Consider the following 11,835-nt stretch of genomic DNA (forward strand, 5'->3'; position numbering starts at 1 on the left):
AATGAAGAAATTAGTATATTTATTAGTAGTTGTAGGCGCAATGTTAACGAGTTGCGATCCTATGGAAGATATTTATAATGACATTGATAGTGCTGATAAACCACTTGTTGGTGTTGATGACTATACATTAACTGACGATGATTACGCAGACCTAGAATTAGGATATGGTAGCTTCGATTCTGAAGACCAAGCTAAAGAATTAATTCCTGGATTTTTATCAGATGCATTTCCTTATTGGGGAAATGGATCAGCTGTATTCGTAACATACAACCTATATCAATCAAACAGTATCAAGTCTGAAACAGCTTACACTGTAACAGATGACGATTATGCTACGTTAGGGTTTAATTACGGAAACTTTGATAGCGCAGGAGATATGACAGAATTACTTATGTATAAGTATCCAGATGCTACAAGAGGTGCTATGGTAGACTTAACATATAAGTATTATTCAGGAGGTTCAACTTCAGAAGTAACAAACAATTTTATTCTTTTAGATTCATGGGAAATGGTTCGTGAGTTTACTACCGAAGAATATAACGCTATGGAACAATCTTATCCTAATTTCTCAAGTGAGGATGTAGCAGAATTTAATATCTCTGTTTACTTAAAAACGTTATACCCATATGCTAAGGCAGACGATCGTGTGGTAACAATGTATGAACTATACGTGAGCGGTGCAGATAATGAAATGAATATTGTTCCTTTTGTATATAATGGTTCAGAATGGATCGCTATACCATCGGTAACCGAAAGTTCTTTGCAATTCGGAAACGATAATGGAACATGGGTGCCAGACAATACAATACGATACACATTAGCGGCTGCCGATTACGAGTATATGTCTGCTCAACTAATTAATGAGCCAGGTTTTGAAAGTCCTGCAGATAGTATGGGGTATTACAAAAACTTCGATAGAAGAGATGGTAATACAAACTTCTGGAGTTTAGATATGATCGAAACTGCAATGGCTATTTTATTAGACAATATCGCTCCATCTGCTGCAGATGGTCAAAAATATATTTTAACATACGACATATACAATGGTACAAATACCACTGAAAATGCGGCTATGATTAAAACAGACGGTGCTTGGGTTAGACAATAATTTTTAGCATTAAATTAAATATAAAACCATGTAGAAATACATGGTTTTTTTATGCCGTTAAATTGCTTACATTTGCTTTTAATAAAATAAAAAATCATCATCATGTATAATGTAATTAGAGATTTACATTCCTATTGGGCTTTTTTAGTACTGGCTGTATTAATTATAGCAACGGTAAATAGTATTATTAAGTTTGTTAGTAAAAAAGAATATGGGCCTAAAGATTTTAGATTGGCTTTATTTACTATAATCGTATCTCATATTCAATTATTAGTAGGAATTATATTATATGTAGTTTCTCCAAGAATGGCTTTGTTTAGTGAACTAGGAATGGGAGGCATTATGAAAGATTCTATAAGCAGATTATATTTAATAGAGCACCCAATAATTAATATAATTGCACTTGTATTTATTACAATGGGGTATTCTAAACACAAAGCGAAATTATCGTCTAATGCGAAATTTAAAACCATCTCAATATTTTATTCTATCGGTTTAGTACTTTTACTATCTAGAATACCATGGAGCATGTGGTTAGGATTATAACATTTAAAAGCGACTTTTTAGTCGCTTTTTTTATGTGTTTACTTTTCTCTAATAACATAAATATATACAGGGAAATGATCGCTATATCCATTTGTAAAACCTTCGTATCCAAAACTCCTAAACGGATAACCTTTGTAAGTACCTGTTTTAGTAATTAGATATAGTGCATTAAATATTCCAGCTTTATAATACCGATACACACTAAAGTCTGTTTCTAATAGAGGTTTGCTAATTAAAATCTGATCGAAGAGGCTCCATTTGTCTCGATACGCAGTTGTGCCAAAGCCATCGCTGTAAAGTTGCTCCATGGGGTTGTAAATGCCTTTTAGGCCCACTTTGCTTTTCTTTTTTTGAGTCTTTAATACCGTTTTAAAGCTAGAGTTGGTAGGATCGTCATTAAAATCACCCATTGTAATTATCTTAGCATAAGGATCTTTGCTTTGTAACGAGTCTATAATATGTTTATTTAATGTTGCTGCGGCCATACGTTTTGGATTGCTCTTTGTTTCCCCACCACGTCTAGAGGGCCAATGGTTTACTATAATATGAATCAAGTCGCCTTGTAAAAGTCCACTTACCACCAATTGATCTCGCGTATAAATAGGAGTGCCTTTAAGTTCGTCTTTTAAGTAAAGCGTATGGTTTGATGTGGAAATTGGTGTAAATAGGTTTTTTTGATAAATTAAACCTACGTCTATGCCTCTGCGGTCTGGAGAGTCAAAATGTACAATGGCATAATCGTATTTTATAAGTAGCGTTTCATTAATAATATCTTCCAACACGGCTCGGTTTTCAATTTCCGAAACACCTAAAATAGCGGGAGCGTTTCCGGTTTTTTCAAATCCAATATCCGAGATCACACGGGACATGTTTTTAATCTTCATAGCGTATACTTCAGAACGGTTTTCTGCGAGTTCCATAATCGGACTACTTTCATCAAAAATGGTAGGATCGTCTTCAGTATCGAATAAATTTTCAAGGTTATAAAACGCAATAGTATGTATTGAAAATTCCCGCTTTTGGGCGCAAATTAATGCTGTGTTAATAAGGCAGATTATCCATAAAATATACTTTAACTTGTTCATCCTGAATTAAATATATAACCTAAATATAGTGTTTTTTAAATAAAAATTATTAAATTAATAGACCCTAAGTGTTTGATAGTTAGAAAGTAATGAGTTTTAAATGTTGTTTTAATGGAGAAAACTATCCTCGCCTTTTGTTGTGTTTTTATTGTATTTCAATCCGTTTTATCGCAAAATCAAGACGTTTCTGGAAGTGTTAAAGATGCGTTGTCTTTCCAACCATTACCCAATGTTAGTATTCAAATTGAGAGTACAAACCTAAGTGCCGAAACCAGTGCTTCTGGAGCTTTTAAAATAAAAAATCCGACCATTTTTGGAGAATACATTTTACATGTTTCTAAACCCGGTTATGTTGGTAAGCGTTACCCGATAATTATAAATGAGGGCGTGCCTTTACATATAGACGATATGTTTTTGAAAATAGACGCGACCTCTAGTCAAGATTTATACACTATTGTATTAACAGACGACGAATTAAATGAAGATACAAGTGCTGCCGATAATATTTCCGGGTTATTGCAAGCTTCTCAAGATGTATTTCAACGTACTGCAGCATTCGAGTTTAGTGGCTCCTTCTTTAAAATTCGTGGATTGGATTCAAGCGAAGGCAAACTGTTAATTAATGGAATCGAAATGAATTCTATGTTTAATGGTAGAATGCAATGGAGTAATTGGGGAGGTATTAACGATGTGCTGCGCAATCAGGAATTCGGATTCGGCTTAGCACCGTCCACACTAAATTTTGGAGGTGTATTGGGAACGACAAATATAAGTACGCGTGCTTCTAAATATAGAGAAGGTGGTAGGTTAACATATACCTCTTCGAATAGAAGTTATGCGAATCGTTTAATGGCTAGTTATGCTTCCGGTTTAGTTAAAAATGGCTGGGCATATGCCCTTTCTATCGGTAGGCGTTGGGGACATGAAGGCTTTCAAGATGCCACATTTTACGATGCCAATTCTTTTTTTATATCGGTAGAAAAGAAATTAAACCAAAAGCAAGCTCTGAATTTTACAGGAATTTATACGCCAAACAGACGCGGAAAATCATCGCCAAATACCCAAGAAGTTTTCGATTTAAGAGATACCAAATATAACGAGTATTGGGGGTTTCAAGATGGCGAGAAACGAAATTCTAGAGTTAAAGATGTGGCTCAACCTATTTTTATGTTAAGTCATTATTGGGATATTAATAAGGAAACCGAGCTTCAAACTAACCTGAGTTATACCTTCGGAAAACAAGGCCACAGCCGGTTAGATTATCCTGGTGGTGGTAACCCGAGTCCCGCATATTATCAGAAATTACCAAGTTATTACTTAGCAAAACCCGAACCCGATTATACCAATGCTTATCTCTCGGAACACGAATTTATAAACAATGGCCAAATAGATTGGAATGCTATGTACGATGCTAATATAACTAATGCAAATCAAGGGTTAGAAGCGGCATATGTGCAATACGAAGACCGTACAGACGACAATCAGTTTACTGTAAATTCTATTATAAATACGGCGCTTAACGATCACATCTTACTAACTGGCTCCCTTAATTATTCGCAATTAATCTCTAATAATTTTGCCGAAATAACTGATTTGTTAGGGGCCTCGGGTTACCTAAATGTTGATGCGTTCGACGGTTGGCAATACGATTTACAAAACCCAAATGCAATAATTGGAGAAGGTGGAACAATAAAATACAATTATCAAATGCATGCAAATGTGATTTCTGCCTTTGCCCAAGCGCAATTTAAATATAATACTATCGATTACTTTATGGCCGTTCATGTAAATCATACCAATTATCAGCGCGAGGGCTTGTTTCAAAATGAAGCTTTTAAAGACAATTCAATAGGAAAAAGTGAAGCACTAAACTTTCTCGGTTATGGCGTAAAAGGTGGATTGACATATAAGTATACAGCCAAACATGTGTTGGATATTCATGCAGCATATTTAACAAAGTCACCAAATATTCAAAGTTCTTTCTCAAACCCTCGAGAAAACAACAATGTGGTTAAAGATATTTCTGAAGAACGCGTTTTGGCTTTCGATGCAAGCTATATTTTTAGGTCCCGACTTATTACATCTAAATTAACTGGGTTTTATATAGATAAACGGGGAAGCAACGAAATCGGATTTTATTATGCCGACGGATTAACATCTGCTGGTATCGAGTTTAACGAAACGTCTGCCTTTGTTCAAGAAGTACTTTATGGTGTAAATACACTTCATTATGGTTTAGAATTAGGGATAGAGGCCAAACTTACATCCTCATTTAAATTAAAAGCGGTGGCGTCTTCAGGGCAATATACCTATAATAACAACCCCAATTTATACCTGACATCTTCAAGTTTTGTCACCCAAGATGGAGCTATTGAATTTGGAGAATCTAATCTTAAAAATTATAAAGTTGCTGGAGGACCACAATCCGCTTTTTCATTCGGATTTGAATATAGTGATCCTGATTATTGGTGGTTTGGGGCGACTGCAAATTATTTAATGCGTACGTATGTAGATGTAAGTCCGCTTACAAGAACATCTAATTTTTATTTGGATGACGATGGCCTGCCGTTTAATGATTACGATGAAGATGTCGCAAAACAGCTTTTAAAACAAGAACGCTTTAATGATTATTTGGTCGTGAATTTAATTGGTGGAAAATCGTGGAAATTTGGTAAATATTACCTCGGTTTATTTGTAAGCATTAATAATCTATTGGATAATCTCTATAAAACAGGCGGATTTGAACAAGGACGGAATGCGAATTATAGAGAGTTAAAAGAAGATAACGAAAACCCGATTCGCGTGTTTGGTCCCAAATACTGGTACGGACGAGGAGCAACATATTTCGCGAATGTGAATGTTAGGTTTTAGACGAATATAAAATTTTATGACAGATGAAAAGGATAAGAAATATAAAGCAGATCTTAAGTGTTTTAATATTAATAACGTTGTGGTCTTGCGTCCAGGATGATGATTTTTCAGTGCCTTCTAATTTAAATGAAGATGAAAATAAAAGTTTGAATACTATTCTTGAAGGTTTAAAATCGGGAACGCTTAATGAAATATCCATAGCATCTTTAAAGCAACAATTTGTCCCTGGCGAGGTAATTCAATTTAGTTCTAATAGCGTGGTGAAGGGTTACGTAACATCGTCTGATAAAACAGGAAATTTTTATAAAGAAATCTATATTCAAGATCGTCCTAGCAATCCTACTGCGGCAATACATATTGTGTTAAATCAGGTCGATTCGTATAATAAATTCAACCTCGGAAGGGAAGTTTATATTGTATTGCAAGATTTATATTTAGGCGAAACGGCTTCCGAAGTCCTCGCTATTGGAGGGGAAGCAGATGGGAGTCGTGTGGGGTTACTCAGCGAAAATCAGATTAAAACACATCTGTTTCGTTCTACTGAAACGGTTGAAATGGTACCCTTAGAATTAAATTTTTCAGATATTAATGAAAACTACATAGGCATGTATATTGCCATTAATAATGTAGAATTTCCAGAGAGTCTTGAAGGGCAATCGTATTTTAATGCGATCGATGATTTTGATACACAAAGGAAGATGCAACGTTGTGAAGGATTTAGTTACGAAGAATTTATTTTAGAAACGAGTTCGTTTTCAACCTTTAAAAATGAAATCTTACCCACACAAAACGGTACAATAAAGGGCATAATTTCTAAAAGTTATGGAGGCGACGATTTTGTTTTAGTTTTAAACGATACTCAAGATGTTATTTTTAATAATCCGCGGTGCACACCTTTAAACGCAGACGATTTTACCATAATCTTCGAAGAGACTTTTAATGATGCTGTAGATGAAGATATTCTCGATACCGAAGGTTGGATTAATTTTGCCGAGCGAGGACAGGTGTTATGGACCGAACAAATCTATAGTAAAAATGGGTATGCCGAATTTGGAACGTTTGGAGCTACCGATACTCAGAATCTGGTATGGTTAGTTTCTCCAGGTATAAATATGGATGAGCAGGATAACGAATTTCTAAATTTTAAAATGGGACAACATCATATTACATCGGTAAGAAACACCATTGAAGTGTTGGTGTCTACAGATTTTAATGGCACAGATGTACTTAATGCCACTTGGACGGAAATAGAGGCAAAAGTGCCTACTAAATACGACGAATGGTATGCTTTTAAAGATTCTGGTCTTATCGATATATCTCAATTTTCAGGAACACTTTATGTGGCATTTAGAGTCACCGGCTCTGGAACGAATGAAGCTTTAGACGGTTCGTATCAACTTGACGACTTTAGAGTACTAACCGAAAAATAATTTATACTACTTCAGGGACACTACGCAATAATAAATAGACAGGAAAATGATCGCTATAGCCACCTTTGTAGGTTTTTCCAGCATAAGTTCTAAAAGGTTGACCTTTAAAACGCCCTTTGTATTGTTTCATAAAATCAGGATCGAAAATGTTAGCACTTCCAAAGTTATGCGTGCCTGGTCTGTGGTCTAGAAAATTATGGGTTAACATAAACTGATCGAATACATCCCATTTAAATCGGTAATTTACAGTCCCTCTATCAAACGATTTAAGCTGTTCCATAGGGTTGAAAAGCGAATTATTATTCACTAAAGCCTGAACGCTTTCGCTTGCAGAATTGTCGTTAAAATCGCCCATAACAATAATCTTCGCTTCTGGATTTTCTGCCTTTAAACTCTCTATTATTTCGGTAGCTTTGTTGGATACCTCCATACGTTTTGGCTCGTTGGATTCTTCGTGTTTAGACGGCCAATGGTTGACTAAAAAATGTATAAGCTCGCCATCGAATATTCCGGACACGCGTAAAATATCTCGGGTATAATCTACTTGTCCGTTTTCCTCGATTAAAACAATAGAATAGGGAGCAGAATCTGTTACTGTAAAGCGTGTTTTATCGTATAATAAGGCAACGTCAATACCGCGTTCGTCAGGAGAATCGTAGTGCACAAAGCCGTAAGGAATATCTTTTAAATGCTCAGAATCTAAAAGATCTTGAATCACTTTTGCATTTTCAACTTCGGCAACACCTACAATAGCAGGATGTATACCGGTTTCGGTCTTTCCAATACTAGAAATTGCTAATCCTAATTTAAACAATTTATTTTCGTATCTTTTTAAGGTCCAACGTTTTTCAGAAGTCGATAAAAAATCAGTATCGAAAGTGTTCGGATCGTTGGTGATGTCGAATAAATTTTCTAAATTAAAAAAGGCAATGGTTTTCATGTAATCAAGTTAATTTCTATCGCAAGGTAAGACTTCAAAAGGTAAATAGGAATCTTAAAAATATAAAAATTATTCAGCCTACAATTATGTAACTTTGTGCTTTAAATCAATTTATGCTAGAAAAAAAGGATATAAACTTAGAACGTGCAGTTTTAATAGGTGTTGTCACTAAAGAGCAAGACGAAGAGAAATCTAAAGAATATTTAGACGAATTGGAGTTTTTAACTTTTACCGCTGGAGGTGAGGTGATAAAACGATTTACTCAAAAAATGGAACGGCCAAATCCTAAAACCTTTATAGGGACAGGAAAAATGGCAGACGTTCAACAATTTATTGAGGATAATGATATCGGTACTGCTATTTTTGATGACGAATTATCGTCTGCTCAAGAGCGAAATATAAGTAAGATTTTAAATTGTAAAGTCTTAGATCGGACCAATTTAATTTTAGACATCTTTGCACAACGTGCACAAACCAGTTATGCGAGAACGCAGGTGGAATTGGCACAGTGCGAATATTTATTACCTCGATTAAGAGGAATGTGGACACACCTTGAACGCCAAAAAGGGGGAATTGGAATGCGTGGACCTGGGGAAACCGAAATTGAAACAGATAGACGTATTGTAAGAGAACGTATTGCTTTATTAAAGGAGAAAATAAAAACGATAGACAAGCAAATGTCTGTACAACGCGGTAATCGTGGTGCTATGGTTCGTGTAGCTTTAGTGGGATATACCAATGTTGGAAAATCGACTTTAATGAATGTTATTAGCAAAAGTGAAGTATTTGCCGAAAACAAATTATTCGCGACGCTAGATACTACGGTTAGAAAAGTAGTGGTTCATAATTTACCATTCTTATTAAGTGATACGGTTGGGTTTATTAGAAAGTTACCAACGCAATTGGTAGACTCTTTTAAGAGTACTTTGGATGAAGTTCGTGAAGCCGATTTATTATTGCACATTGTAGATATTTCTCATCCTAATTTTGAAGATCATATCGCTTCAGTAGAAAAAATATTAGGGGAAATTGAAGGTGGAGACAAACCGGTTATTATGGTATTTAATAAAATTGATGCCTATGAAGCAGAACCATTTGACGAAACCGACTTACAAGAAGTACGTACAAAAGCGAATTATTCGTTAGAAGAATGGAAACGCACATGGATGAATAAATTAGGTGAAAACGCCTTATTTATTTCTGCATTAAACAAGGAAAATTTAGAAGATTTTAGAAAACGCGTTTACGATGAGGTTCGTGAGATTCACATCACACGTTTTCCTTACAATCACTTTCTATACCCTGATTATGACGATCTCGATTTAAGTGAGGAAGAATAAAATAAAAATGCGCTTAGGCGCATTTTTTTATGCCTTATAATAGCTTACAGCTTATTTAGAAACGTCTTTAGCGTAAACAAATATGGTAATAAGAATTAATCCATTTGTAACTAAATCTGTAAAAGAGAGCAATGTAAAATGGATTGCATTTCGAAATGTATGTAGATACACTCCGAAAACATAGGGAATAAAAAAGGCTTCAATTTATATTGAAGCCTTTTTAAAATTAAATATTTTGATGGTTTAGAACGCGTAGCTTAAACCAAATGTCCAATATGTTTGTAAGTCGTTATCTACACTATCAAATGTTTCTCCAGTGTTACCTTGAGTATTAATAGCATAATTAAGAGCTTCTTGTTTGTTGTCTCTTAAACCAAATTCGAAACCAAGACCAATTCCTCTCCAAAGTTCGTAACCTAATGCATTAGTCCATGTCCAGTTAGATAAGTCAGAGCTTTTATAAGATTGGAACATAGATAAATTAGACTTTACGTTTAACTTTCCGAAAGATTTAGAATAATCTGCAACAAGTTTTGCTCCTAAAGAAGAATCGAAAATCACATCATCATCACTAAACACGAAGTTGTAGTTTAAAGGATGAATAACCACGATTAAACTTGAAACTGGTGTCCATGTAACCCCAACCCCAAGATCTAGGTAACCTGGATCATTAAAGTTGTTTAATAACGTTGTTCTGTATTCTACTAAAGCAGAAGCCGCTAATTTTTCACTAAACTTATAACCATATAGCGAGGTTAACGTAAAGATGTCTGTTGCTTGTCTGTAATCGTCATCATCGTTTGGATCGTCCTTATCGTCAAACTTTACCCAGCTTAAATTTACATTGGCTGTAGTATACCAGAAAAAAGTTTCTCTGTTTAATTTAGCATAAGGATTAACAGTTATAGTAATATTACCTGCAGAGTTGTTAGGAGATCCTTGTGCGTACCAATTGCTAAACTCAGATAAGTTAGCACCTATAGTACCAAAAGCACCGTAATGCCATCCTGGATATTTATCAATTTGAGTTTGAAGCGCTTTCACTTCTGATTGAAGCGCACTTATAGAATCTTTTTTAGCACTCTGTATACTTTTTAATTCCTCTTTTGTTTGAGCGAATGAAGCTGTAGCAACCAACAGGAAGCAGATTGTAAAAATTCTTTTCATAATATTGTTATTATAATAATGTTTATGGTGCAAAAATAAAATATGTGAATTAATAAAGAAGTTAAATTTTACTTTCTTTTATAAAGGGGTACACTCGAGCATGCTTCTCCAAACATAATAGAGCGCGCAATAGGTCTTATTTTATTACTAATCATAACATAAGCACTTTCTGGAACAGGCTTTTTAGCACACCCTTTTATTATAACTGGGGCGTCTTTAAATTCTGAAACATCTAAATCGTTTATAATATCTTGATAAATCGAAGTTTCCAATTCGTTTAAGGTTCCTAAATTCACTTTTTCGGCATAAGGTTCAAGCTCTAATGTAATTAGCATATAAGCCCATGCAGGTACAATAGCATCTGTACTACAGGTTAAAGCCACATAGGTGTTTTGGTATTGTTCCCAATTATGAGACGCAACGTGTGCTCTAAAATCTAGTTCACGAAGTACTAGACCTTCAGCAAGCCAATCTTTTATATCTAATAAAATTCTAGATCCAGAAGGATAATAATCTTCAAGGTCTAAAACTTTAAGTTTGCTATTGGCTACTCTATTTATAATGTCTTCTGCCATATAATTAAAGCATTCCTAATTCTAGCTTTGCTTCCTCGCTCATTAATTCTTGACTCCATGGCGGATCGAAAGTAATTTCTACTTCAGCATCCTTTATCATGTCTATAGATTTTACCTTTTCTTCTACTTCTAAAGGTAATGTTTCGGCAACAGGACAGTTAGGTGTTGTTAATGTCATTAGAATTTTTACTTCGGCATCTTCATTTACAAAGACGTCGTAAATTAATCCTAACTCATAAATATCTACAGGTATTTCTGGGTCGAAAATCGACTTTAAAACCTTTACTATTTTTTCGCCTAATTCGGCTGTATCTATTTCTTTACTCATTTTAATTTAGTTGTGTTTGGTATGCAATAGCATACATTTTTAGTTGTTTTACCATACTCACCAAACCATTTGCACGAGTTGGCGATAAATGTTCCTTTAAACCAATTTCATCTATAAAATCGGTGTTAGCATCTAAGATATCTTTAGGGTGCTGATTTGAAAACGCACGGATTAAAATAGCCACTATACCTTTTGTGATAATAGCATCGCTATCGGCAGTAAACTCTACTTTATTGTCTTTCATTTCGGCATGCACCCAAACCTTGCTTTGGCATCCTCTAATTAAGTTATCGTCGTTTTTAAATTGATCGTCTATAAGAGGTAAAGACTTCCCTAAATCAATCATATATTGGTAACGTTCTTCCCAATCTTCAAACATTGAGAATTCGTCTATTATTTCGTTTTGTATGTCTTGTATCGTCACGTGTTCTATTTTTATCAAAAT

The 11,835-nt window shown here is 34.8% G+C and carries 11 protein-coding genes; 5 read left to right on the plus strand and 6 right to left on the minus strand.

Annotated features, from left to right (window positions below; genetic code table 11):
- The first annotated feature begins 1 nt into the window (after position 1).
- Positions 2–1,108 carry a hypothetical protein gene (locus AC0UBM_RS06845; RefSeq protein ID WP_475688139.1) on the plus strand — a complete coding sequence of 369 codons (1,107 nt, stop codon included), beginning with the start codon at positions 2–4 and terminating at the stop codon, positions 1,106–1,108.
- A gap of 102 nt (positions 1,109–1,210) precedes the next feature.
- A complete protein-coding gene (locus tag AC0UBM_RS06850) occupies positions 1,211–1,654 on the plus strand; it encodes a hypothetical protein (RefSeq protein WP_414035664.1) in 444 nt (147 codons plus the stop codon).
- A gap of 38 nt (positions 1,655–1,692) precedes the next feature.
- On the opposite strand, the gene AC0UBM_RS06855 is transcribed toward AC0UBM_RS06850, so the two are convergent.
- On the minus strand, positions 1,693–2,739 hold the full coding sequence (locus AC0UBM_RS06855) for an endonuclease/exonuclease/phosphatase family protein (protein ID WP_475688140.1): 1,047 nt from the start codon (positions 2,737–2,739) through the stop codon (positions 1,693–1,695).
- A gap of 111 nt (positions 2,740–2,850) precedes the next feature.
- Between AC0UBM_RS06855 and AC0UBM_RS06860 the strand changes: the two genes are divergently transcribed.
- Both AC0UBM_RS06860 and AC0UBM_RS06865 read left to right on the plus strand, forming a co-directional pair.
- Entirely contained in the window at positions 2,851–5,610 is a 2,760-nt protein-coding gene (locus AC0UBM_RS06860) for a carboxypeptidase-like regulatory domain-containing protein (RefSeq protein WP_475688141.1), read from the plus strand.
- Between the two features lie 23 nt (positions 5,611–5,633).
- Positions 5,634–7,040 carry a DUF5689 domain-containing protein gene (locus AC0UBM_RS06865; RefSeq protein WP_475688142.1) on the plus strand — a complete coding sequence of 469 codons (1,407 nt, stop codon included), beginning with the start codon at positions 5,634–5,636 and terminating at the stop codon, positions 7,038–7,040.
- A gap of 1 nt (position 7,041) precedes the next feature.
- On the opposite strand, the gene AC0UBM_RS06870 is transcribed toward AC0UBM_RS06865, so the two are convergent.
- A complete protein-coding gene (locus AC0UBM_RS06870; RefSeq protein ID WP_434037396.1) occupies positions 7,042–7,980 on the minus strand; it encodes an endonuclease/exonuclease/phosphatase family protein in 939 nt (312 codons plus the stop codon).
- A 113-nt stretch (positions 7,981–8,093) separates the two neighbouring features.
- Here AC0UBM_RS06870 and hflX point away from each other — a divergent pair, with 113 nt between their 5' ends.
- Positions 8,094–9,320, plus strand: a complete 1,227-nt coding sequence (gene hflX, locus AC0UBM_RS06875; protein WP_414035659.1) for a GTPase HflX — start codon at positions 8,094–8,096, stop codon at positions 9,318–9,320.
- Positions 9,321–9,563: 243 nt separating this feature from the next.
- On the opposite strand, the gene AC0UBM_RS06880 is transcribed toward hflX, so the two are convergent.
- The 4 genes from AC0UBM_RS06880 to AC0UBM_RS06895 all read right to left on the minus strand — a co-directional run bounded on the left by AC0UBM_RS06880 (position 9,564) and on the right by AC0UBM_RS06895 (position 11,814).
- Positions 9,564–10,487: a DUF3078 domain-containing protein gene (locus AC0UBM_RS06880; protein ID WP_434037397.1), complete on the minus strand. Its 924-nt coding sequence runs from the start codon at positions 10,485–10,487 to the stop codon at positions 9,564–9,566.
- A 68-nt stretch (positions 10,488–10,555) separates the two neighbouring features.
- Positions 10,556–11,062 (minus strand): DUF2480 family protein, encoded by a 507-nt coding sequence (locus tag AC0UBM_RS06885; protein WP_434037398.1) that lies wholly within the window; start codon positions 11,060–11,062, stop codon positions 10,556–10,558.
- 4 nt (positions 11,063–11,066) lie between these two features.
- Positions 11,067–11,390 carry a DUF59 domain-containing protein gene (locus tag AC0UBM_RS06890; protein WP_414035652.1) on the minus strand — a complete coding sequence of 108 codons (324 nt, stop codon included), beginning with the start codon at positions 11,388–11,390 and terminating at the stop codon, positions 11,067–11,069.
- 1 nt (position 11,391) lies between these two features.
- The gene (locus AC0UBM_RS06895; protein WP_414035651.1) at positions 11,392–11,814 is read right to left on the minus strand and encodes a SufE family protein; all 423 of its coding nucleotides are present in this window, start codon (positions 11,812–11,814) and stop codon (positions 11,392–11,394) included.
- Positions 11,815–11,835: the final 21 nt, after the last annotated feature.

The organism is Formosa sp. F44 (assembly GCF_056238645.1).

Bases quoted from the DNA above. Each gene is read 5' to 3' on its own strand.
- AC0UBM_RS06845 (WP_475688139.1), top strand. From the start codon at position 2: ATGAAGAAATTAGTATATTTATTAGTAGTTGTAGGCGCAATGTTAACG.
- AC0UBM_RS06850 (WP_414035664.1), top strand. From the start codon at position 1,211: ATGTATAATGTAATTAGAGATTTACATTCCTATTGGGCTTTTTTAGTA.
- AC0UBM_RS06855 (WP_475688140.1), bottom strand. From the start codon at position 2,739: ATGAACAAGTTAAAGTATATTTTATGGATAATCTGCCTTATTAACACA.
- AC0UBM_RS06860 (WP_475688141.1), top strand. From the start codon at position 2,851: ATGGAGAAAACTATCCTCGCCTTTTGTTGTGTTTTTATTGTATTTCAA.
- AC0UBM_RS06865 (WP_475688142.1), top strand. From the start codon at position 5,634: ATGAAAAGGATAAGAAATATAAAGCAGATCTTAAGTGTTTTAATATTA.
- AC0UBM_RS06870 (WP_434037396.1), bottom strand. From the start codon at position 7,980: ATGAAAACCATTGCCTTTTTTAATTTAGAAAATTTATTCGACATCACC.
- hflX (WP_414035659.1), top strand. From the start codon at position 8,094: ATGCTAGAAAAAAAGGATATAAACTTAGAACGTGCAGTTTTAATAGGT.
- AC0UBM_RS06880 (WP_434037397.1), bottom strand. From the start codon at position 10,487: ATGAAAAGAATTTTTACAATCTGCTTCCTGTTGGTTGCTACAGCTTCA.
- AC0UBM_RS06885 (WP_434037398.1), bottom strand. From the start codon at position 11,062: ATGGCAGAAGACATTATAAATAGAGTAGCCAATAGCAAACTTAAAGTT.
- AC0UBM_RS06890 (WP_414035652.1), bottom strand. From the start codon at position 11,390: ATGAGTAAAGAAATAGATACAGCCGAATTAGGCGAAAAAATAGTAAAG.